This is a genomic window from Nocardia brevicatena NBRC 12119 (assembly GCF_000308495.1).
In the GTDB taxonomy this organism is placed as follows: Bacteria; Actinomycetota; Actinomycetes; order Mycobacteriales; family Mycobacteriaceae; genus Nocardia; species Nocardia brevicatena.
The window spans coordinates 103,677-127,062 of record NZ_BAFU01000059.1; the positions used below are offsets into that span (position 1 = coordinate 103,677).

Here is a 23,386-nt window from a genome sequence, read left to right on the forward strand (position 1 = left end):
CCTCACCGCTCCGGATCGGGACGGGTGCGGGTGGCCGCAGCGGCCGCGCGGACCTGCGGCGCCACCTGGACGACCTGTCCGAGCACACCGTTCACGAAGGCCGGCGAGTCGTCGGTCGACAGCTCCTTGGCCAGCTCCACCGCCTCGTCCACCGCGACCACGGGGGGAACGTCGTCGGCGTGCAGCAGCTCCCACACCGCCACCCGGAGAATGGCCCGGTCCACGGCGGGCAGCCGGGACAGGGTCCAGTCCTGCAGGTACGACTCGATCGTGCCGTCGACCTGGTCCAGGTCCTCGGCGACACCGTCGACCAGGGTGCGGGTATAGGCGGGTACCGGCGCCACGCCCTGGTCGCGAGCGGCGAGCTCGACCCGCTCATCGGCCAGGTCGGCCGGGTCGATATCGCGGGCCTCCGCCTCGAACAGCAGATCCACCGCCCGCCGGCGGGCCTTGTGCCGGGCGCCGAGTTTCTTGTAGCCGGACTTCTTGTCCGCGGGCCGGTCGGTCACGGTCAGGAATTGACCCGGCCCAGGTAGCTGCCGTCGCGCGTATCGATGCGCAGCTTGTCGCCGGTGTTGATGAACAGGGGCACCTGGACCTCGGCGCCGGTTTCCACGGTGGCGGGCTTGGTGCCGCCGGTGGACCGATCGCCCTGGAGACCGGTTTCGGTATGGGTGACCTCGAGCTCGACGGCGACCGGCAGTTCGACATACAGCGGCTCGCCCTCATGGGTGGCGACCTGGACGTTCATGTTCTCCAGCAGGAATCGGGCACTGTCACCGATGGTGGCCTCGGAGATGGCGATCTGGTCGAAGGTCTCGCCGTCCATGAACACGTAGTCGGAGCCGTCGTGGTACAGGTACGTCATATCGCGGCGGTCGACGGTCGCGGTCTCCACCTTCACACCCGCGTTGAAGGTTTTGTCGACGGTCTTGCCGGACAGCACATTCTTCAGCTTCGTTCGCACGAAGGCGGGACCCTTGCCCGGCTTGACGTGCTGGAACTCGACGATCTGCTGGAGCTGACCGTCGATCTTCAGCACGAGGCCGTTCTTGAAGTCGCTGGTGTCCGCCACTGTCTTCGGGTCTCCTCAATTCGCTTTCGCGACCGGCGTCACTCGACGACGGTCAGGTCTTTGGCGGTGTGGGTGAGCAGCTCCGCGCCTTCGTCGCGCACCACGAGTGTGTCCTCGATCCGGACTCCTCCGCGGCCGGGAAAGTACACACCTGGCTCAACGGTCACCGCCACGCCAGACTGGAGTGTACCCGTGCCGGTTTTGGCTATTCCGGGCGCTTCATGGATGCGCAGGCCCACCCCGTGCCCGAGCCCGTGCACGAACAGCGAGCCGTGTCCGGCGGCGGCGATCACCTCCCGCGCGGCCGCGTCGACATCGGCGACGGGCACCCCCGGCCCCAGTGCCTCCCGTCCGGCCCGCTGAGCCTGGAAGACCAGTTCGTACACCTCGCGCTGCCAGTTCGCGGGCCGGCCGAGCACGAAGGTGCGGGTCATATCGGAGTGGTAGCCGCCGACCACCGCACCGAAGTCGATCTTGACGAAATCCCCGGTGGCCAGCACCGCCTCGGTGGGCCGGTGATGCGGTACCGCGGAATTCGCGCCGGCGGCGACAATGGTTTTGAAGGCGACCGCCTCGGCACCGCGTTCGAACATCGCCCACTCCAGATCCCGGGCCACCTGGCGTTCGGTGCGTCCCGACCGTAGCGCACCGTTGGTGAGCAGGGCCGCCAGCGCCTCGTCACCGACCGCGCAGGCCGCGCGCAGCCGGTTGATCTCGTAGTCGTCCTTCACCATGCGCAACTGTTCGACAAGCCCCGGGGTGGCCACCAGCTCCAGCCCCGTGCCCAACTCTTCGAATCCACGGTGCTGGTCGACGGTGACGACATGGCTTTCGTAGCCGACCCGGCCGAACTGCCATTCACACGCCAGTTCCACCACTCGCCGTGTGCTGGCCCGGGCGATCTCGGCACACAGGTCCGGCACCTGTCGGCCGACCTGGGTGTGGTAGCGCCCATCGGTGGCGATGACCGTGCGGTCCTCGGCACCGGGGGTATCCCATGAGTGCACCAGCAGGGCGGCGTTCGATCCGGTGAATCCGGTCAGATATCTGATGTTCACCAGGTCGGTGACGAGGAGCCCGTCGATCTCGTTCTCGACCAGCAGGCTGCGCAACGCGCCCCGGCGCGCCGCGTAGTCGGGTGCGTGCCCCGCGGCTTCAGCAGACATGGGTCAAAAGTACCGCCGCCGGCGGTGATCTCTCGACCACAGGTCCGAATCGGATTCTGTTCACAATGCAGTTCGGGTGGGCGAGTTGTCCACATTTCTGCCTCTTCCGGCTCCACCGTCCCTCCGAGCCGGAATCGTGGACGGTATGTCGGTCCTCGCTTTCTCGCTTCTCGTCCTGTGGTGCTGCGCGCTGAGTGTCAGCGATATACGCACGAGGCGCCTGCCGAATTCGCTCACCGGATGGGGTGCCGTCGCCGTTCTCGGCTATGCGTTCGCCGGCGGGCGGTTCGGCGCGGCGGCGGCCGGATCGGTTCTGCTGGCAGTCCCCTATCTCCTGGTGCATCTGTCGCGTCCCGCCGCCTTCGGCGCCGGCGATGTGAAGCTCGCGGTGGGGCTGGGCGCGGCGACCGGGATGGGTGGCGGATCGGTCTGGGTGTGGGCAGCGCTGGCGGCACCGCTGCTCACCGGTTTCGTCGGCGTGGGGGTACTGGCGGCCCGTTGGGCGGGCGACCGTCGACGAACCGGCGACCCGGGCACCCGCCGACCGGGCAGTATCCCGTCGTACCGGGCGCGACCCCCCGACGATCCCGCTCCAACCCTGCCACACGGACCCTCGATGTGCGCGGCGACCGTTGTGGCCCTGCTGTTCCGGTGACCGCACGGCCACTCGGCCTCCGACCCGATGGACACCGCCCACCGCGTGCCGACGCCGGCATGTCGACATGGGAAGATGGACAGCGTGCTGCGCTGGATAACTGCTGGAGAATCCCATGGGCCCGCTCTTGTCGCCATCCTGGAGGGGATGGTGGCCGGTGTCGAGGTGACGTCGGAGGAAATCTCCGCACAGTTGGCGCGGCGACGTCTCGGCTACGGGCGCGGCGCCCGGATGAAGTTCGAGGCCGACAAGGTGACGATGATCGGCGGCGTGCGGCACGGACGCACCATGGGCGGACCGGTGGCGATCGAGATCGCCAATTCGGAATGGCCCAAGTGGATCACGGTCATGTCCGCCGATCCGGTGGATCCGGCCGAACTCGCCGAACTCGCCCGCAATGCCCCGCTCACCCGTCCGCGTCCCGGACATGCCGACTACTCGGGCATGCTCAAGTACGGATTCGACGATGCCCGGCCGGTGCTGGAACGGGCCAGTGCCCGCGAGACCGCCGCCCGCGTCGCCGCGGGAACGGTGGCGCGGGCGTTCCTGCGGCAGGCGCTCGGGGTGGAGGTCGTCTCGCATGTGATCTCGATCGGGACAGCGGCGAACGCCACCGGGGTGGTGCCCACCGCCACCGACCTGGCAGCCATCGACCAGAGCCCGGTACGTGCCTTCGACGCCGAGGCCGAGGCGGCGATGATCGCCGAGATCGATGCGGCGAAAAAGGACGGCGACACCCTCGGCGGCGTCGTCGAGGTGGTCGTGGAGGGGTTGCCGGTGGGACTGGGCTCGTTCACCAGCGGGGAGAACCGGCTCGATTCCCGGCTCGCCGCGGCGCTCATGGGTATCCAGGCGATCAAGGGCGTCGAGGTGGGCGACGGTTTCGAAACGGCGCGCCGGCGTGGCAGCCAGGCGCATGACGAGATGCGACCGGGCCCCGACGGAGTGTTGCGGTCCACCAACCGCGCGGGCGGCCTCGAGGGCGGGATGACCAACGGCGAGGCGCTGCGGGTGCGCGCGGCCATGAAACCCATCTCCACCGTGCCACGTGCCCTGTCCACCGTCGATATGTCCTCCGGCGAGGAAGCGGTGGCGATCCACCAGCGTTCCGATGTGTGCGCGGTACCGGCCGCGGGGGTGGTCGCCGAATCGATGGTGGCCCTGGTGATCGCGCAGGCGGCGCTGGAGAAGCTCGGCGGCGATTCGCTGGCCGAGACCGTCGGCAATCTCACCGGCTATCTGGAGCGGACCGGGAACCGACCGCATCTGACCGCGCGCGATACCGCATCCGACGCTGCCGGCCCGTCACGATGATCGTGCGGACCGACCCGCGCGCGCCGCGCGTCGTGTTGGTCGGCCCGCCCGGCGCCGGAAAGTCGACGATCGGGCGGAAGCTGGCCCGGGAACTCGGTGTCGACCTCTACGACACCGATACCGGGATCGAGGAGGAGACCGGGCGGACCATTCCCGATATCTTCGCCACCGACGGCGAAGCCGGGTTCCGCAAGGTCGAGGAACGGGTGGTGCGGCGCGCCATCCTCACTCGGCAGGGCGTGGTTTCCCTCGGCGGCGGGGCGGTTCTCTCGGCGAACACCCGGGCCCTGCTGCGCGGTCGGACGGTGGTGTACCTGGAGATCAGCGTGGCCGAGGGGCTGCGGCGCACCGGCGCGAGCAATGCCCGCCCCCTGCTCAACGGCACCGACCCGGCCGCGAAGTACCGCGAACTGATGCGTCGGCGGCGACCGCTGTACCGCGAGGTCGCCACGGTGCGGGTGCGGACCGACGGCCGCAGTCCCGGGCGAGTGGTCCGCATGATCCTCGGGAAACTGTCGTTGGAACCCGCCCCCACGGACAGCGCGCAGCCGACGACCGACCAGCGCGCGGACGGACCGCCCCGGCGGCGCGGTGGCAGGCCCCGCTCGCGGCGCCGGACCCGGTCCACCACGCTCGACTCCCGGCGAACCGCCTCGGCTCGACCGGATATGTCGGACCGAGTGGATACCGCCACACCCTCCGACGCCGCCTCGACGCGCTCCGACGGCACCTCGAAACGCCCTGGCAGCGTCCCGACGCACGTCCGAACCGCTCCGGGACGATCCGGCGGCGAGCCGGCGAACCCCGGTACCGCTGCGCCGAGATCGGAAGGCGTCACGGCAGACGACACCACCGCGGTACCCGGGCGGTCCGGTACCACCGCCACACCCACCCGAAGCGGCGCCGGTTCCGCGCCATCGCGCCGGGCCCGTCGCTCCTCCACGCGAAACGGCACCGGTTCGGCCTCGAACCCGGCGCGGACGGATGCCGCCGACCGGGGCGCCCCCGGCGTGGGCCCCGAGCAGCCTGAACAAACCGACACCGCCGCGGACAACCGGCCGGTCGGAAAGAACTCCACGGGCCGCTCCCGCCGGTCCCGTGCCCGCCGGTCCCGTGCGCGGGCGCGCCGGCGGGAACGTATGGAATCGGAACGGACAGAATCGGAGCACCGCACGTGACAGCAGAACCGAGCCGTATCGAGGTCCGCACCGCCGACCCCTACCCGGTGATCATCGGCCGTGGGCTGCTCGGTGATCTCGTCGAGACGGTCACCGCCGGCGGCGGGGTGCGCACGGTCGCGATCTTCCATCAACCGCCGCTGGCCGAGACGGCCGAGGTGATCCGCGGCGCGCTGGCCGAGACCGGGATCGATGCCCACCGGATCGAGATCCCCGACGCCGAGGCGGGCAAGGACCTGCCGGTGGCCGGGTTCTGCTGGGAGGTACTCGGCCGGATCGGGCTCACCCGCAAGGATATGGTGGTGAGCCTTGGCGGCGGCGCGGCCACCGACCTGGCGGGTTTCGTGGCCGCCACCTGGATGCGCGGGGTCAGGATCGTGCACGTCCCCACCACTCTGCTCGCGATGGTGGACGCCGCCGTGGGTGGTAAGACGGGGATCAATACCGAGGCCGGTAAAAACCTGGTCGGCTGCTTCCACGAACCGTCGGCGGTGCTGGTGGATCTGGCGACCCTGGAAACGGTGCCGCACAACGAGATCGTCGCCGGCATGGCCGAGATCATCAAGACCGGTTTCATCGCCGACCCGGTGATCCTGGATCTCATCGAACGCGATCCACAGGCCGCACTCTACCCCGGCGGTACGGTGCTGCCGGAACTGATCCGCCGGTCCGTCGCGGTCAAGGCGGAGGTCGTCGCCGCCGATCTGAAAGAGGCCGCCCTGCGCGAAATCCTCAATTACGGCCATACTCTCGGCCACGCCATCGAACGTCGGGAACGCTACCGCTGGCGGCACGGCGCCGCGGTCGCGGTGGGACTGGTATTCGCCGCGGAACTGGGCCGGCTGGCCGGCCGCCTCGACGACGCCACCGCCGACCGTCACCGCACGGTACTGGAGAGCGTCGGCCTGCCCACCACCTATGATCCCGATGCTCTCCCACAACTGCTGGAGGCCATGCAAACCGATAAGAAAACCCGTTCGGGCGTGTTGCGTTTCGTGGTACTCGACGGCCTCGCCAAGCCCGGCCGCCTGGAGGGGCCCGACCCGTCACTGCTCGCCGCCGCGTATTCGGCGGTCGCCCGCGAGGGCAAATCAGGCGGCGGCGCCGTATTGCTCTGAGCCGAAACCGATTGCGACATCGCGCCGGGCGGGCGATTCTGGGATGGACGACCTCCGATTCGTCCAGGAGTCCCCATGTCTCTCATCGCCGCCCGGATCGTTGCCGTACCCGTGAGCGTCTGGCTGGTCGGCGCGCCGATATTCGATGCCGACTACCGGGCGGACAGTATCTTCGCAGCCCCGGACCTGGTTTTCTCCCTCGTGCTTCTCGTCGGCGCGGCACTCCCCACCGCGACCTCGGTTCCAGTGCTGATCACCGGCTTTCTGTTCGGCTCAGGTGTCGTCACGATCGCGGCCCTGGAACGCCTCGACCACAATGAAACCCCGCAGGCCATTCTGGACTTCGTGGTTGCCGCGGTGTACCTGGTCACTGCCGTCACGCTGATCCATCGGCGTTCCGAGACCGTTCCCACCGCCGGCTGATACCGGCGCCGCCCGGCCCGAGCCCTCGGCCGGATGCGCGCGACGATTTGTCCCCATGGCGATGTCCTCGGGTCGAGTACGCCAAATCACCTGGCAGACCATGCGTATCGGCACTTTCACGGCCGGGTGGCGTCCGCCGCGGGGTGCCGGCGTGGACGCGCCCGAACCCGGACAGAACGACTGTCAGCGAGGTCGAGGCCGGCCCCCATGGTGCCGCTCCCCGCGGTCGCCACGAAATTCGTCCGACGCGAACATCCGTCAGGCGGCGGAGCCCGCCGGCTGCCCCGGTGCACCGAGCGCCGCCCCGCCGTCCTTCCGATCGACCCGTCGGCGTCCTACGGCGACACCGATCAGGGCGGGGATGAAGATCAGCAGCACGATGAACGCGGCCGCGGCGGTCGCCTCGAACAACAGACCACTGTCGCCGAGGTCGAAGGCGGGGACGAAGTCCAACACCCAGGCCAGCAGGCCGCTGCCGAGGCCACCGGCGACGGCCGCCTGCAACCACAGGATGGTCAGGTCCGAGCCGTGTTCCGGATCGGGGTTGATACGGCGGTCCCGACGGCCGTCCAGCACACCCCACGCGAGCGCCGAGCCGATCAGCACGACGAGGCACAGCAGTCGAAACCACACACCGTACGTCGGCCAGTACTCCATCGCGAAACCGAGCACCGTCCGCAGTGCCACGGTCAGCGCACCGAGCGCCATGGCCCGCATCACCCACGCAGTCATGCCGAACACCATAACCCGGGCCCGAGCACCATAACTAGAACCCGTTACAGAAATATCCGGTAGTGCGGCTCGCCGGCCGCTGCCGCTACGACAGCGCCGCGAGCGCGGCGGCCATGGCCGCACGCGGGGCCGGCCGCCCGGTGAACTGCTCCACCTGCCCGTACGCCTGATTCAGCAGCATGTCCAGGCCACCGAGTACGGTATGCCCGGCCGCGCCGACGGCATCGGCCAGCGGTGTCGGCCACGGGCTGTAGATGGCGTCGAGAACCACCGGGGCCGACGCGACCGCCGACGCGACCGCCGCGGCGGCCGACGCGGGAACAGTGCTGACCACGGCGCCGGCCCGCGCACACACCTCGGCGAGGATCACCGGGTCGAATCCGATGACCGTCGCACTCATACCGAGCCGTGCGGCGAGCTCCACCGCCGGTCGGGCGCGTCCGGCATCGCGGGCGACAACGGTGACCGCACGGGCTCCCAGTTCGGACAGGGCCAGCAGCGCGGGCCGCGCGGTCCCACCGGCTCCCAGCACCACGCCCGCGTCGATCCCGGCGACACCGCCGCCGCGCAGGGCGCCCAGAACCCCGTCCACATCGGTGCAGTCGGCCCGCCACCCATCGTCGACACGAACCAGGGTATTGGCCGATCCCACCAGAACCGCGCGTTCCGTGCGATCGCTCGCATAGGCGAGAGCCGCTTCCTTGCCGGGCATGGTGACCGAGAGTCCCACCCACTCCGGGCCCAGACCGTCGACCAGTCCGGGCAACCGCTCGGCGCTGCACTCGATACGTTCGTAGGCCCAGTCCAGCCCGAGCGCGCGATAGGCGGCCAAATGCAGCTGCGGTGAGCGGGAATGCGCGATCGGGCTGCCCAGCACCGCCGCCCGCCGCGTCACGCCGGTCGGTTCGTCCGTCACGGTGTGTTCGGTGGATACGGTCCGGTCAGCGGCCACTGTCGAGAATCCCGCTCTCCATCGCCTTGTCGATATTGCGCAGATGCTCGGAATAGGACTCGGTGAACAGCGTCGTTCCCTCCCGATCGACCGTCACGAAGTACAGCCACGGCCCGGTCTCGGGCTTCTCCATGGCGCGCAGGGCGGCCAACGACGGCGAGGAAATCGGGGTGGCGGGTAACCCGGCCATGGCGTAGGTGTTCCACGGTGTCTGTTGCTCCCGATCGGCGTCGGTGGTGGCCAGTTCGGTGGTGTCCAGGGCGTAGTTGACCGTGGAATCGAACTGCAGCGGCTGATCGATCTTCAGCCGGTTCACGACCACCCGGGCCACCTTGCCCATATCCTGCGGCAGCGCTTCCCGCTCCACCAGTGAGGCAGCGATCAGCGTCTCGTATGGACTCAACCCGGATTGGTTCACCCGCAACAGTCCGGTGGCCTCGTAGCTGCGGGCGCTCTCGCTGACCAGTTGCCGCAGAATCTGCTCGGGCGTACCGGTGGGATCGAAATTCCAGCTGCCTGCGGCGATCAGCCCCTCGAGCTGGCGGGCGCGGTCGGGCACCGTGCGTACCCGGTCCATGGCCCATTCCGGTACCCCCAGCGCGGCCAGGTCGCTTCCGGCGCCCGCCGCGGCCAACTGCTCGTAGGTAACGCATTTGCGTTCCGGTTCCGTGCCGATACAGCTGGCGGCGGCGATCTTGGTGTAGATGCCCTCATGGGGGGCACCGGTGTTCACATCGTGCTGGTCGTGCAGTTGCCGGCCCTCCGAGATCACCAGATGGCCCACCCGTGATTCCGGGGCGACCATCGCGGCGACCGCGTCGGCGGCCGGACTGTGTTGCGGTACCGCGTAATAGCCCGGCTGGATCGAATCCATCGCCGAGTTCTGCACCGCCGCTTCGTAGAACGCCTCCGAACTGGCGACAACACCGGCGGCGTGCATGGCCTCGGCGACCTCCAGCGCGGTCTCCCCCTCGCGTACCTGCACCACCACCGGCGGTCCGGACGGCCCGGCGAAATCCTCGGGCGGCATATAGCGGTGCATCCACTTCCACCCCACGGCCATTGCCGCGAGGACGAGCAGCATCGCGAACGCGCCGAGGACGAGGCGCCGATTTCTGCGTCCACGCTGTTTCGCGGCGGCCTTCCGGGACGCGACCCGACCACCGGAGGAACTGCGCGATGTCGGACGCCGCCGCCCACCCGCATCGGTGCGGGTGCGGGCGTTCCCGCGTTGCCGGGTGCGTCGTGGGCGCGGACGCGGTTCGGGTTCGGGCGGATCCTCGTCCACATAGCGGGGAATGACGGTGGTGTCGTCATCCTCGTAGGGATCCCACTCGACCCATTCGTCGTCGAGGTTTTCGGCCTCCGGCTCGGTCTGGCTGCGCGCGGATCGTTCCCACGCCGAATCGTCGCGCCGATACCGCCGCTCGGCCTTGCTCTGCCGAAGACGCGCCTCGACCTGCGCCCACCGATCCGTCATTCCTCGTCTCCGGATGTCGCGGGGCGAATCGCCTCGTCGACCGACCTCATCACCGCACTCCGTTCGTCCAACCAACCCTGCAGGATCTCCACGGCTGCCGCCTGATCGATCACCTGCCGTTGCCCACGCGCGCGGACACCACTGTCCCGCAAAGCGCGTGCTGCAGACACCGTAGTCAAACGTTCGTCGGAAAGCCTGATCGGCACTTCGGGCACCGCCGCCCGCAAACGGTCGGCGAATGCACTGGCCAGAGTAGCCGCGGTTCCCTTTTTCCCACGTAAAGTGCGCGGTAATCCGACAACTATTTCGACTGCCTCGTACTCTCGAACAATCTCGGCAATTCGTTCGACGTCCGAGGATGTCACACCGCGTCGCGGCCGCTCGACCCGTGCGACCGTCTCCACTGGTGTGGCGAGGATACCGTCGGGATCGCTCGCCGCGACCCCGATTCGGACACTGCCGACATCGATACCGATCCGCCGGCCGCGCCCCGGGTCGGTGCAGGGGTCGGGACGGTCGACCGGACGATTCCCCTCGGGGTCCTCCGCCATCAGCCGGCGAGTTCGGCGACTCGGTCGCGGACAGCGGTCAGGCCGGCGGTGATCCCCGAGGGATCCGAACCGGCGCCCTGGGCCATCTCCGGTTTGCCGCCGCCGCGCCCGCAGATACTCGGCCCGAAACTGCCGACCAGCTCACCGGAGGCGATACCGAGCCCCTGGGCGGCCTTGTTCACCGTCACCACGAACGGCACCTTGCCATCGGTCTTGCCGAGCAGCACCACCACGGCGGGCTCGCTGCCCAGTCGACCGCGGATATCGGTGGCCAGGGTGCGCAGATCACCCGCGCCGACACCGTCGGGTGCGGCCGCGGCCACCAACAGCACCTTGCCCACCCGTTCGGCGGCATCGGCGAACTTCCCGGCCGAGGCGAGCACGGCCGCCATCTTGGTGCGCTCGAGTTCCCTCTCGGCGACCTTCAGCCGCTCCACCAGCTGTTCGACCCGGGCCGGCACCTCCTCGGACGGCACCTTCAACGTGGACGCCACCCCGGCCAGCAGTGCCCGCTCCTTGGCCAGGTACTTGTAGGAATCCAACCCGACGAAGGCCTCCACCCGCCGGACCCCCGAGCCGACCGAGGACTCGCCGAGCAGTGTGATCGGACCGATCTGCGACGAATGCCGCACATGGGTGCCGCCGCACAGCTCCATGGAGAACGGACCGCCGATCTCCACGACCCGCACCCGGTCACCGTAGTTCTCGCCGAACAGCGCCAGCGCGCCCATCGCCTTGGCCTCGGACAACCCGGTGACGAAGGTGTTCACCGGATAGTCGGAGCCCACGCCGCCGTTGGAAACGGCCTCGATATCGATCTTCTGCTGTTCGGACAGCCCACCGGACCAGTTGAAGTCGAACCGCAGATAACCCGGCTTGTTCAGCGACCCGGCCTGCACCGCGTTGGGACCGAGCACCTGACGCAGCGCGGCATGCACCATATGCGTTCCGGAATGCCCCTGGGTGGCGCCGCGGCGCCAATCCGGATCGACCTGCGCAAGCACCACATCACCCTCGGTGACCTGGCCCTGCTCCACGGTGGTCTTGTGCACCCACAGCCTCTTGGCGATCTTCTGCACATCGTTGACGCGCAGCTTCGTCCCCGCGGCGGTAATGGTCCCCCGGTCGGCGATCTGACCGCCGGCCTCCGCGTACAGCGGGCTGCGGTCCAGGATCACCTCCACGTCCTGCCCGACGCCGGCGGTGGGCACCCGCACCCCGTCGGCGATGAGCGCGAGCACATGCGCCTCGGAGGTCAGCTCCTCGAAACCGGTGAACTCGGTTTCACCGCGGTCGACCAACTCCTTGTACACCGACAGGTCGGCATGCGCGTGCTTGCGGGCGTGCGCGTCCTCCTTGGCCCGACGGCGCTGCTCGGCCATCAACGACCGGAAACCCTCCTCGTCCACCGTCAGGCCCGCCTCCGCCGCCATCTCCAACGTGAGATCGATCGGAAACCCGTAGGTGTCGTGCAGGGTGAACGCGGCCGAACCGGAGATGGTGCCGGTCCGCCCGGCCGGGGTGGTGTCCTTCACCTGTTCGACGGTTTCGTCGAACAGCCGGGAACCGGTGGCCAGCGTCTTGCGGAACGCCGTCTCCTCTCCCACCGCGACGGTTTCGATGCGCCGGTAGTCGGTAGCCAGTTCCGGATACGAGGGAGACATCAGGTCGCTGACGACCTTCATGAACTCGGCCATCACCGGCTGTTCGGCACCGAGCAGCCGGGCCGACCGCACGATCCGGCGCAGCAGCCGGCGCAGCACGTAGCCGCGGCCGTCATTGCCGGGGTTGACGCCGTCGGCAATGAGCATCGCGGAGGTGCGGGCATGGTCGGCGATAACCCGGAACCGCACATCGTCGGCATGCTCCACACCGTAGGAGCGGCCGGTCAGCTCCTCGGCCTTATCGATGATCGGGCGCAGCAGATCGGTTTCGTAGACGTTGTCCACACCCTGCAGCAGCAGCGCGATGCGCTCGATACCCATACCGGTGTCGATGTTCTTCTTCGGCAGGGTTCCGACCGGCGGATAGCCCAGTTTCGGACTGTCCTCGCCACGGATGTCCTGCATGAACACCAGGTTCCAGATCTCCAGATAGCGGTCCTCGTCGGCCACCGGACCGCCGTCGCGGCCGTGTTCCGGGCCACGGTCGTAGTAGATCTCCGAGCAGGGGCCGCCGGGACCGGGCACACCCATATCCCAGTAGTTGTCCTTGCCGTCGCGGAACTGGATCCGCTCCTCCGGAATATCGGCCACCCGCCGCCAGATCTCGGCGGCCTCCGGATCGTCCTTGTAGGCGGTCACCCAGATCCGGTCCGGGTCGAACCCGTATCCGCCCTCGGTCTGCGGTGTGGTGATCAGCTCCCACGCGAAGCGGATCGCCTCCTCCTTGAAGTAGTCGCCGAAGGAGAAGTTGCCCGCCATCTGGAAGAACGTATTGTGCCGAGTGGTGACACCGACCTCTTCGATATCGCCGGTGCGCACACATTTCTGCACGCTGGTGGCGCGCGGGTACGGCGGTGTCTGCTGGCCGAGGAAATACGGCTTGAACTGCACCATGCCCGCGTTGACGAACAGCAGGTTGGGGTCGTCGAGAATCAGCGATGCGCTGGGCACTTCCGTATGCCCGGCACGAACGAAATGGTCCAGGAATCGCCGTCTGATCTCGTGGGTCTGCACAGATACCCAGCCTACCGGTGTCCGCACCGGATTATTTCACCTGTGTCCGATTGCTGTGCTCGATGGCCCGCGCGTTCGCGCGGGCGGGGTTGCTGTGTTGGATGGCGCCGCCTCCCGGCGGCGCGGGGTTGCGGCCCTGACGGGTCTCGCGTTTCGGCCCCCGAGACTCGCGCCTTCGGCGCATGCGCTTCGGGGGCCGAAACGCGAGACGGGCCGCAACCCTTTGGGGGCCTCGTAAGACTCGGCACAGTGGGCCGAGTCGAGGGGCGGGGGATGCGGTCGAGCCGGACTCGGGCGGGCCGTGTGGGATGGCATCGCTTGGTGGTGGCGCCGGCGGGGGCCTCGTGACCTCAGGTCTTCCTCCATGTCGCCGCTGTTGTGACGCCGCTGCGGACGGTTCGGGTCCGGGCGGGCCCCGACCACCTATGTGAGGGTCGGGGTCCTCGTGGGCTCCGGGTTTCCTGCTTGCGCGATTCCGCCGACGCTACGCCGAGCCCGGGCGAGCTGTGGTGGATGACCCAGCCTCCAGTGGGCCTGTCGGGGCCCTCGGGACCCCGTGCCTTCCCTTTTGCGCGATGCCGTTCACGACTCGCTCGGTCGGGCCGGCCCGGGAGGGACTCTATTGTCCGCGCACGATACGGCGCAGCTTGGCGACCCGTGGGGCCACGGCCCGTTCGTGGCCGTGTTCGGTGGGGTGGTAGTAGTCCACGCCGACCAGTTCGTCGGGTGGGTATTGCTGGGTGAGCACGCCGTCGGGATGGTCGTGCGGATACCGGTAGCCCCGGGCGTTGCCCAGCCTCTCCGCGCCCGCGTAGTGACCGTCGCGCAGATGCGGCGGCACCGCGCCCACCTTTCCGTCGGCGATATCCGCCATGGCCGCGCCGATGGCCGCGACCACCGCGCCCGATTTCGGCGCGGTGGCCAGATGGATGGTGGCCTGTGCCAGCGCCGGCCGGGACTCCGGCATACCCACCAACTGGACCACCTGCGCAGCGGCGGTGGCGGTCTGCAGCGCGGTGGGATCGGCCATCCCGATGTCCTCGCTGGCGTGGATCATCAGCCGGCGGGCGATGAACCGCGGGTCCTCACCGGCGGCGATCATCCGCGCCAAATAGTGCAACGCGGCGTCGACGTCGGAGCCGCGGATGGATTTGATGAAGGCGCTGATCACGTCGTAGTGCTGGTCGCCGGCCCGGTCGTAACGCACCGCGGCCCGGTCGACGCTGGCGGCAACCAGATCGACGTCGACGGTACCGTCCGGGGAGGATTCCACCGAGGCCTCCAGCGCGGTAAGTGCCCGACGCGCGTCGCCGCCGGCGATGCGCACGATATGGTCCAGCGCGGCCTCGGTCACGGTGTATCGGCCGTCCAGCCCGCGCGGATCGGCGAGGGCGCGGGTGAGCACCGTACGGATATCGGCTTCGGTGAGCGAACGCAGTTGCAGCACCAGTGACCGCGACAGCAGCGGCGACACCACCGAGAACGACGGGTTCTCGGTGGTCGCGCCGACCAACAACACGATCCGGTTCTCCACCGCGGCAAGCAGGGCGTCCTGCTGGGTTTTGGAGAACCGGTGCACCTCGTCGATGAACAGCACCGTCTGTTCCCCGGCGAGCAGCCGCCGCCGAGCCACATCGATGACCCCGCGCACCTCCTTGACCCCCGCCGACAACGCCGACAGCGCCTCGAACCGGCGCCCGGTGGCCTGCGAGATCAGCGACGCCAGGGTGGTCTTCCCGGTACCCGGCAGTCCGTAGAGCAGCACCGAGGCCGCCCCCGATCCTTCGATCAGCCGGCGCAGCGGCGATCCCGATCCGAGCAGATGCTGCTGTCCCACGACTTCGTCCAGCGACGCAGGCCGCATCCGGACCGCGAGCGGCGCCGTCGCACCCACCCCGCGAAACGCGGCGTCACCGGCGGAGGTGTCCGACGAGGCACCCGGGTCACCGGGCACATCGAACAGTCCGTCGCTCATAACAGTGACCGTACCGCCCCGGACAGGTCCGGGTCCCGGTCACCGCCCGAACCCGCCCCAGAGGGCACCGCCGCCCCTGCGGAACACAGGTGTACTCATCAACCCCTTCGCGGCCGGACGTCCACAGCCGGGCACCGGCCATCGGAAAGTGCCCACCCCAACTCCACGTCGACGGACGGAACCCTGCGAAGAGCGGTACATGGAGAAAACCGAGCCACCCCGGCCCCACCCCACACCTCCCCGAACGTCTCACCCCGATGGCCTGGGGACGCCCTGGGTCCGACCCACCCGAAGCGATGTCACATAGCGGCAGCGCCCAGGATGGAAACCAAGGTCACGAGGACCCCGATGGCCCCACCGAAGGCAGCGCGACCCACCACACACAGCCCGCCCTGGGTCCGAACCATCCGGAGTGACGTCACCAGCAACGGCACGCAGAAGGAAGAACCCGAGGTCACAAGGCCCCCACAGCCTCACCGACGGCGGCCCAATCCATCACTGCCCCGCCCTGGATCCGCTTCACCCGCAGCGACGTCGCGGCGGCGGAATCACGCAAAGAGGAAAGCCGGAGTCCACGGGACCTCAACCTCGCGTCTCACCTGGGTGGTCGGGCCGGCCAGGTCCGGATCGATCGTAGCGACGTCGCGCAGCGGCGACGCGAAGGAAGGGAAGCCCCAGGGGCACGAGGCCCGACAGCACTCCATAGGCGGCACAATCTCACACAACCCGCCCGATCCGATCCAACCTCAGCGACCTCGCCCCTCGACTCGCCCCACTGTGCCGAGTCTTACGAGGCCCCCAAAGGGTTGCGGCCCGTCTCGCGTTTCGGCCCCCGAAGCGCATGCGCCGAAGGCGCGAGTCTCGGGGGCCGAAACGCGAGACCCGTCAGGGCCGCAACCCCGCGCCGCCGGGAGGCGGCGCCATCCAACACAGCAACCCCGCCCGCGCGAACGCGCGGGCCATCAAGCACAGCGTTCCTCCATCACGGCTGCGACTCCCTCGGCGAAATCGCCGATGGTGTCGTTGCCGCTGCACCGCGCGTCCTCGGCGAGCGCCGCCCACCGGTTGAGCAGTGCTTCCGAACGCGGCACCGACAGCCCGTGCTCCCGGGCGGCGGCGATCCGCGCGTGGTCGGCGGGCAGGAACCAGTAGGTGGTCAACCACACCCAGATCAGCCGGGCTTCCAGGATCTTCTCGGTGAGCAGATCGTCGTCGGCCAGCGCGGGCCAGACACCGACGACCTCGGCGCGCCAGGCCTCTACCATCTGCGCGGCCCGTTCCCGGGACAGTTCGAGATCGCACAGGCAGCCGGGGAAGGACACCAGCGCGTAGGCGATATCGAGGGTGGCGTCGCGGAATCCGCCCCATTCGTAGTCCAGGATGCGCGCGCCCTCGTCGTTGAGGATGACATTGTCGGGGCACAGGTCCGATGAACTGAAGGCCCGGAAACGGCCGCCGGTGAACAGCCGCGCGGCCTGGGCGACCTGGGCGGCCACCTCGTCGGGAACATCGATGCCGAGTTCACGCTGCAGCATGCCGGGCACCTCGGCGACCGCCATCTCGGCCTGCTGCGCGATACCGTCGACGCGATGGGTGACGGCCACCCGGCGCAGCAGGGCGACGAAATCCGGCTCCCGCCCGACCGTCGCGGCGTGCATCCGGCCGAGGGCCTGCGCGAAGGCCATGAGCGCGTTGCGGGTGGCCGGTTCGGCGCCCGAGCGCAGGACGTGGGTCAGTTTGGTGTTCTCACCGAGGTCGCTGAGCACCAGAAGCCGGTCGGGCAGGCTGTGGGCGATGAGGTAGGGGCCGGGTCGCTGGTCGCGGCCCAGTGCGGTGGTGAACTGATAGGACACGGTTTCCCGGAGGAACGCCGAGTCGACGCTGGCGACTCCCGGGGTGATGGTCACGTTCTTGGGGTCCCTGACCGCGCCGCGGACCTGCTTGATGATCAGGGTGCGGGGCAGGGAGAAGGAGTTCTCGGCGACCCGGACGCGTAGGACGGTCGTCCTTCCGCTGCCGCTGAGCTCGGTCGGCTCGCTCAGTTTCACCGAGGCACCCATGCGCTTTGTGAGCAACTGTTGTGCCGCGGACACGACTTCTGTGGCGCGTTCAGCCAGTAGTGCAGTCATCGCCTCTCAAGCTACTCGCATCCGGTCACTTCTAGCGAGCGGTTGGGCAACCTTTCCGTGTCGCTCGGCGTGTCCCGTGTGTTGTACGGCCAGTATGCTACTCGCCTTGACACGATTGCACCCCGTCGGGTTTTCTCGTCGTCAACTGCTGTGCGCCACACCGGAAACCAGCCGAGGGAAGGGTCTGCCACCGTGACCGACTCACCGCATTCCGCCCCGGGCACACCTGGCAGTACCGGATCGTCGAAGCCGGGAAGCGGCTCCGGGCCCGAGGCCGGCACGAACCCCGCGAGCGCCGGGCAGCGGCACGAACCCCCGCCCTCGGGGCACGGCGACCCCCCCTCCGGTACCCGGCAGTTGCCGCCGACCGTGCCGGATGGTGGCCCGGACCTCCGGAAACCCGATCCCGGCGAGCGCCCCGACAACCGGCCCTCCGGAAACCCGCAGGAAGTCGGCCACCCACAGGGGGCCGCTCCCGGCACTCCACCGTACGAACCGGCCGCGGCCCACGGAGGGCAGCAGCCCGGGGCTTTTCCCGGGCAGCCGACCTACGGCTCCACCGGCGCCACGGCCCCGATACCTCCGCAGCCTGCCTACGGATATCCGCCGAGCGGCCCCCCGCAGCCGTTGGATGTCGGCCACGCCCTGAGCTATGGCTGGGAGACGTTTCGCCGCAATCCGGGGCCGTGGCTCGCGGTGACCTCGCTCGGGCTGCTCATCTACCTGGTGTTCCTGGTCTTCGTCCAGGTCTTCGAGCCCACGTCGATGGTGGCACTGCTGCTGTTGTTCTTCGCCGTGATGGGCGCCCTGTGGGTGGTGCAGGCGGCGCTGGTCCGCGGCGCCCTGTACGAAACGGACGGATACCGTCCGACCTTCGGCTCCTACTTCTACCTGGGTGCTCTCGTACCCGTTCTACTGACGGCGGTGCTGTCGTTCGCGGCGACCCTGCTCGCCTCGGCGCTGTGCCTGGTGCCCGGTATCGCCGTCGGGATCGGCTGTATGTTCGCACTGCATTTCGCCATAGAACAGGGCCACGGCCCGCTCGCGGCGATCAAGTCGAGTGTGATGCTGGTACTCGGAAACATCGGGCCGGTCCTGCTGCTGGTGCTGTCGGTGGCCGCCATGACATTCCTCGGCATCCTGCTGTGCGGTTTCGGCCTGCTGGTCGCCGGCCCGGTCTCGGCGGTGGCGGTGACCTACGCCTACCGGGAACTCACCGGAGGTCCGGTCGCGGAGATCTGAGAATCCGCCCCTCGGATCCGATACCCGGCCGAGCCCTCCCGGGCCGACATCGAACGAGTCCGAGCCACACCTCGGTACCGTTCGCGCCCGCTCGTACCTGGGCACACCATCGAAGACAGCGTCGACAACACCCTCATAGCCCGTTCACCCGATGGTCGGTGCCGCCCGGGATCCGGACCGACATCACACCGACGCCTCACACGAAGAGCAAGCCCACAACAACAAACCTTCCGCCGACTCCCAACCCGAAGACCCCACCCCCGGTGGGCGGGGCACGCCCCGGATTCGGACCGTTCGGAGCGGGTTCGCGCCGGTAGCGTCGCGCAGGAAGGGAAAGACCCGGAGTCACCAGGGCCCCGACAGCGCCACCGCCCGGTGGTGCCATCTCACACACAACCCCCCGGGTTGGACCCCCGCACACTCCCGCCTCCGATGCGCCGAAGCTTACGAGGTCCTCAAAGGGTTGCGGCCCGTCTCGTGTTTCGGCGCCCGAAGCGCATGCGCCGAAGGCGCGAGTCCCAGGCGCCGAAACATGAGATCCGTCAGGGCCGCAACCCCGCGCCGCCGAAGGCGGCGCCATGAGACACAGTACCGTTGGCCTGGGGTTTGACGTCCAGACCCGATTCCTTGCGCTGCTGCTCGGTAATCGGCGCCGGCGCGTCGGTGAGCGGATCGACGCCGCCGCCCGTCTTCGGGAACGCGATCACCTCGCGGATCGAGTCCATTCCGGCGAGCAGGGCCGTGATGCGGTCCCAGCCGAAGGCGATACCGCCGTGCGGGGGCGCACCGAAGGCGAAGGCGTCCAACAGGAATCCGAACTGCTCCTGCGCTTCCTCCGGGCCGATACCCATCACCTGGAAGATACGTTCCTGCACATCGCGGCGGTGGATACGGATACTGCCACCGCCGATCTCGTTGCCGTTGCATACGATGTCGTAGGCGTAGGCAAGCGCCGAACCGGGGTCGGTATCGAAGCTGTCCAGCGACTCCGGTTTGGGCGAGGTGAAGGCATGGTGCACCGCGGTCCACGCCGAGTACCCCAGCGCCACATCGCCGCTCGCGGTGGCCTCCTCGGCCGGTTCGAACAGCGGCGCGTCCACGATCCACACGAACGACCACGCCTGCTCGTCGATCAGTCCGACCCGCCGCGCGATCTCCACCCGCGCCGCGCCCAACAGCGCGCGCTGCGCCTTCACCGCGCCGGCGGCGAAGAACACGCAGTCACCCGGCCGGGCCCCGACATGCGCGGCCAGCCCGTCACGCTCGGCGTCGCTGAGGTTCTTGGCGACCGGACCGCTCGAGGTTCCGTCCTCACCGACCAGTACATAGGCCAGTCCCTTGGCGCCGCGCTGTTTCGCCCATTCCTGCCAGGCGTCGAGTTGGCGTCGTGGCTGGCTCGCGCCGCCGGGCATGACGACCGCACCCACATAGGGGGCCTGGAACACCCGGAACGGGGTATTCGCGAAGAACTCGGTGCATTCGGTGATCTCCACCCCGAAACGCAGATCCGGTTTGTCGGTGCCGAACCGCCGCATGGCCTCTGCATAGGTCATATGCGGGATCGGGGTGGGGATCCGGTAGCCGACGAGTTTCCACAGCGCGACGAGGATCTCCTCCGCCAGCAGGATCACGTCCTCTTGGCGGACGAAGCTCATCTCGATATCGAGCTGGGTGAACTCCGGCTGCCGGTCGGCGCGGAAGTCCTCGTCGCGGTAGCAGCGCGCGATCTGGAAGTAGCGTTCGATCCCACCGACCATCAGCAGCTGTTTGAACAGCTGCGGGCTCTGCGGCAGTGCGTAGAAATTGCCCGGTTGTAGACGTGACGGAACCAGGAAGTCCCGGGCGCCCTCCGGGGTGGACCGAGTGAGCGTCGGAGTCTCCACCTCGACGAACTCGTGCCGGGCCAGGACGGCGCGGGCAGCGGCGTTCACCTTCGATCGCAGCCGGATCGCATGCGCGGGTCCTTCTCGGCGCAGGTCCAGGTAGCGGTGCTTGAGGCGGGCCTCTTCGCCGGGCTCGTCGTCGAGCTGGAACGGCAGCGGCGCGCTCTCGTTGAGCACCTCCAGTTCCTGCACGTTCACCTCGATGGCGCCGGTCGGCAGCTCCGGGTTCTCATTGCCCACGGGGCGCTGCTCGACCACGCCGACAACGCGCACACAGTATTCCGCGCGCAGCCGATGCGCCTGTTCGGCGGCCGCGCCCTCCCGGAACACGGCCTGCGCCACGCCCGAGGCATCACGCAGATCGATGAAGATCACGCCACCGTGGTCACGCCGCCGAGCCACCCAACCGGAAAGGGTGACGGTCTGACCGACCTGTTCGCTTCGCAGCGAACCGGCCAAGTGGGTGCGCAGCACGGGATTCCTTTCGACGGATGTGGCACCGGAACAGCCTTCCGGATCGGTTGCCATGGTAGTGAGACACGAGGTCCGGGCGGAAACCGATATCCGTTCGCACTGCGTTCGACCGTGCCGGGCCTGCGCCGGACACGTCATAGGTAGGGTTTCGGTATGACCTTCAACGAGGGTTTGCAGATCGACCCGAACCGCGCGTCATCCGGCGGACCGGGTATGGGCGGCAAATTGGCATTGGGTGGCGGCGCGGGTGGTTTGATCCTCCTGGTGATCACGCTCTTGATGGGCGGGGATCCCGGTTCGGTGCTCGGCCAGTTCACCGGCACGCAGGACCAGCAGGTCCAGTCCGGTACTCAGGGAACCCCGGAACACTGCCGGACCGGCGCGGACGCCAACAGGTATGTGGACTGCCGGGTGGTGCTCACCGCGCAGAGCCTGGACGCCGTCTGGGCGGAGGAACTGCCGAAGCAGACCGGGGTGGAGTATGTCCCGCCGGATCTGCGGCTGTTCTCCGGCGCCGTCGCCACCGGTTGCGGAAACGCCACCAGCAATGTCGGCCCGTTCTACTGTCCGGCCGATCACACCGCCTATTTCGATGTGAGTTTCTTCCAGGAACTGGTGGACCGGTTCGGTTCCAGTGGCGGACCGCTGGCGCAGGAGTACGTGGTCGCGCACGAGGTCGGCCATCATCTGCAGACCCAACTCGGCGATATCGCCAGGGCACAGCGGGATCCCCAGGGAGCGGAATCCGGTGCCGTGCGCACCGAACTGCAGGCCGATTGCTACGCGGGTATCTGGGCCCACTACGCCGACAAGGCCCCAGCACCGGGCGGATCCCAGCCGTTCCTTCGACCGCTGAGCAATACCGATGTCCAGGACGCCCTGTCGGCCGCGTCGGCGGTCGGCGACGACCGTATCCAGCGCGCCGCGCAGGGCCGGGTCAACCCGGAGGCATGGACGCACGGCTCGTCGGAGCAGCGCCAGAGCTGGTTCCTCACCGGGTACACGACCGGGCGGGTGGAGGCGTGCGATACCTATTCCGCCCGGAACCTGAACAATCCCCCCGCGCTGCGCTGATGCGCATACCTGACACCGACCGCGGCCCGTCTCCGGTCTCCGGAGCGGGCCGCGGTTCGTTTCCGGCCTTCCCCGCCTGACGACCGGCCCGGCCGCGTACTCGCGGTCCCGCTACTGGAACTGGTCCTGGGTGTAGTCGTCGTCCGCGTCGAGGTCGACACCGCCGATGACCTGCGGTGTCGATTCTCCGAGCGGCCCGGTGAGGTCCTCGTCTCCGGTACGGCTCCGGTATGCCTCGACGGTGCGCGAATGCTCCTCGTCGTTATTGCGTTGTCCGGCCGCCGCGGCGCCCGGGCCGCCCAGGAATGAACTCGACGATGGAGTGGTGCCGGCGCTGCCGGGCAGGCCGGGGACCATTCCCGGGCGCAGCATGCCCGGCGGCAGCGCGGCCCCGGGCGTTCCGGAGATCGACGGCGTACCGGGCAGGCCCGGGATACCGCCGACGCGACCCGGGCTTCCCGGCACACCCAGTGCACCCAACGAGCCCGGACCGCCGGGGGAGCCCGGTGTTCCGGTGCCCAGTCCGGCCGCGGTGGTCGAGGGCCCCCCGGTGGAGGAAGTAAGGGGGGATTCCAGGCCGGCCGCGGAGGTCATGGCCTCCTGGGCCTGCGCCAGGATCGGTTCGCCGATGTTCTGCGCGACGGCCTGGGCAGCCTCCGCTGCCTGCGGTGCGTGGGGTCCGAGCAACTGGTTGACCAGTCCGCTCAGCTCCGCCGTCTTGCCCGCCAGATCGCCGCGGGTGGCGTTGACCACGCCCACGGCCTGGCCGAGATGTTCGGTGGCCGAGGCGATCAGCGCGGTCTGCGCGGGCGGGGTCAGGATCACCGGCGACAGCGCCACCGCCTGGGTGGCGAACGAGGACGCGATGGCGGTCAACTGCACGTTGCCCTGCTGTACCACCGCGGCCGCGCGCTGGGTGAGCGCGGAGATATCGATCCCGCGCCGGCTGGTGTCCAGGCCGGCGGCGTGGGCCTCCTGCCCGGCGGTCTGCGCGGTGCTCGCGGCCTGACTCTCCCATACCTGGCCGACGGCGGACAGGCTGCCCTTGCCGACGCTCATGGCCATTTCGATGATCGTGGAGGATTGGCTCAGGATCGCGGTCGGGTCCAGGGCTCCGATCACACCGGTGCCGACACTGCTCAGCAGGTCGAGTATCGGTTTGAACAGTACGTCCACGCCGGGCAGCCCGGACAGCGCCGCACCGCTGAGCAGCGCTCCCACCGGATCGTCCGGCAGCGCCGGAAGCGCGGCGGGCGCCGCGGTCGCGCCGGATGCGGCAGGCCCTGC

At 69.0% G+C, this 23,386-nt stretch carries 18 protein-coding genes and 1 pseudogene; 7 read left to right on the forward strand and 12 right to left on the reverse strand.

What is annotated here, in order from left to right; translation table 11 throughout:
* Positions 1-2: 2 nt before the first annotated feature.
* From nusB to ON20_RS15835, 3 genes are read right to left on the reverse strand one after another with little or no spacing between them, the layout of a single operon-like run.
* On the reverse strand, positions 3-509 hold the full coding sequence (gene nusB / locus ON20_RS15825) for a transcription antitermination factor NusB (RefSeq protein WP_040836371.1): 507 nt from the start codon (positions 507-509) through the stop codon (positions 3-5).
* Positions 510-511: 2 nt separating this feature from the next.
* A complete protein-coding gene (gene efp, locus ON20_RS15830) occupies positions 512-1,075 on the reverse strand; it encodes an elongation factor P (RefSeq protein WP_040836373.1) in 564 nt (187 codons plus the stop codon).
* A gap of 38 nt (positions 1,076-1,113) precedes the next feature.
* Entirely contained in the window at positions 1,114-2,241 is a 1,128-nt protein-coding gene (locus ON20_RS15835; protein WP_040836375.1) for a M24 family metallopeptidase, read from the reverse strand.
* A gap of 145 nt (positions 2,242-2,386) precedes the next feature.
* Here ON20_RS15835 and ON20_RS15840 point away from each other — a divergent pair, with 145 nt between their 5' ends.
* The 5 genes and pseudogenes from ON20_RS15840 (at position 2,387) to ON20_RS15860 (ending at position 6,929) form a co-directional block, all read left to right on the forward strand.
* Positions 2,387-2,896, forward strand: a complete 510-nt coding sequence (locus tag ON20_RS15840) for a prepilin peptidase (protein WP_040836419.1) — start codon at positions 2,387-2,389, stop codon at positions 2,894-2,896.
* Positions 2,897-2,971: 75 nt separating this feature from the next.
* Positions 2,972-4,210, forward strand: a complete 1,239-nt coding sequence (aroC, locus tag ON20_RS15845) for a chorismate synthase (RefSeq protein ID WP_051162567.1) — start codon at positions 2,972-2,974, stop codon at positions 4,208-4,210.
* Positions 4,207-4,866: pseudogene (locus ON20_RS38950) on the forward strand (shikimate kinase); the annotation flags it as partial. The gene aroC and the pseudogene ON20_RS38950, both read left to right, overlap by 4 nt.
* A 518-nt stretch (positions 4,867-5,384) precedes the next feature.
* Positions 5,385-6,506, forward strand: a complete 1,122-nt coding sequence (gene aroB, locus ON20_RS15855; RefSeq protein WP_040836377.1) for a 3-dehydroquinate synthase — start codon at positions 5,385-5,387, stop codon at positions 6,504-6,506.
* 75 nt (positions 6,507-6,581) lie between these two features.
* A complete protein-coding gene (locus ON20_RS15860; protein ID WP_040836378.1) occupies positions 6,582-6,929 on the forward strand; it encodes a hypothetical protein in 348 nt (115 codons plus the stop codon).
* A gap of 258 nt (positions 6,930-7,187) precedes the next feature.
* On the opposite strand, the gene ON20_RS15865 is transcribed toward ON20_RS15860, so the two are convergent.
* The 7 genes from ON20_RS15865 to ON20_RS15895 form a co-directional block, all read right to left on the reverse strand.
* A complete protein-coding gene (locus ON20_RS15865) occupies positions 7,188-7,661 on the reverse strand; it encodes a B-4DMT family transporter (protein ID WP_040836423.1) in 474 nt (157 codons plus the stop codon).
* Positions 7,662-7,746: 85 nt separating this feature from the next.
* Positions 7,747-8,577, reverse strand: coding sequence for a shikimate dehydrogenase (locus tag ON20_RS15870; RefSeq protein ID WP_040836425.1), 831 nt, complete (start codon positions 8,575-8,577; stop codon positions 7,747-7,749).
* 25 nt (positions 8,578-8,602) lie between these two features.
* On the reverse strand, positions 8,603-10,093 hold the full coding sequence (mltG, locus tag ON20_RS15875) for an endolytic transglycosylase MltG (RefSeq protein WP_040836379.1): 1,491 nt from the start codon (positions 10,091-10,093) through the stop codon (positions 8,603-8,605).
* On the reverse strand, positions 10,090-10,644 hold the full coding sequence (gene ruvX, locus ON20_RS15880) for a Holliday junction resolvase RuvX (RefSeq protein WP_040836380.1): 555 nt from the start codon (positions 10,642-10,644) through the stop codon (positions 10,090-10,092). Before ruvX ends, mltG begins: the two co-directional genes overlap by 4 nt.
* Positions 10,644-13,322: an alanine--tRNA ligase gene (gene alaS / locus ON20_RS15885; RefSeq protein ID WP_040836381.1), complete on the reverse strand. Its 2,679-nt coding sequence runs from the start codon at positions 13,320-13,322 to the stop codon at positions 10,644-10,646. The genes ruvX and alaS overlap by 1 nt, the downstream gene beginning before the upstream one ends.
* Before the next feature lie 619 nt (positions 13,323-13,941).
* Positions 13,942-15,297, reverse strand: a complete 1,356-nt coding sequence (locus ON20_RS15890; protein ID WP_040836382.1) for a replication-associated recombination protein A — start codon at positions 15,295-15,297, stop codon at positions 13,942-13,944.
* Between the two features lie 962 nt (positions 15,298-16,259).
* Positions 16,260-17,426, reverse strand: a complete 1,167-nt coding sequence (locus ON20_RS15895; protein ID WP_040836383.1) for a phosphotransferase family protein — start codon at positions 17,424-17,426, stop codon at positions 16,260-16,262.
* Between the two features lie 192 nt (positions 17,427-17,618).
* Between ON20_RS15895 and ON20_RS35735 the strand changes: the two genes are divergently transcribed.
* Positions 17,619-18,668 carry a DUF2189 domain-containing protein gene (locus ON20_RS35735; protein WP_040836384.1) on the forward strand — a complete coding sequence of 350 codons (1,050 nt, stop codon included), beginning with the start codon at positions 17,619-17,621 and terminating at the stop codon, positions 18,666-18,668.
* A 542-nt stretch (positions 18,669-19,210) separates the two neighbouring features.
* On the opposite strand, the gene aspS is transcribed toward ON20_RS35735, so the two are convergent.
* Positions 19,211-21,025: an aspartate--tRNA ligase gene (gene aspS, locus ON20_RS15905; protein ID WP_051162591.1), complete on the reverse strand. Its 1,815-nt coding sequence runs from the start codon at positions 21,023-21,025 to the stop codon at positions 19,211-19,213.
* Between the two features lie 153 nt (positions 21,026-21,178).
* Between aspS and ypfJ the strand changes: the two genes are divergently transcribed.
* Positions 21,179-22,099 (forward strand): KPN_02809 family neutral zinc metallopeptidase, encoded by a 921-nt coding sequence (gene ypfJ, locus ON20_RS15910; protein ID WP_040836386.1) that lies wholly within the window; start codon positions 21,179-21,181, stop codon positions 22,097-22,099.
* A gap of 111 nt (positions 22,100-22,210) precedes the next feature.
* Here the strand turns inward: ypfJ and ON20_RS15915 are convergent.
* The coding region (locus ON20_RS15915) for a hypothetical protein (protein WP_040836387.1) at positions 22,211-23,386 on the reverse strand (1,176 nt) is incomplete at its 5' end.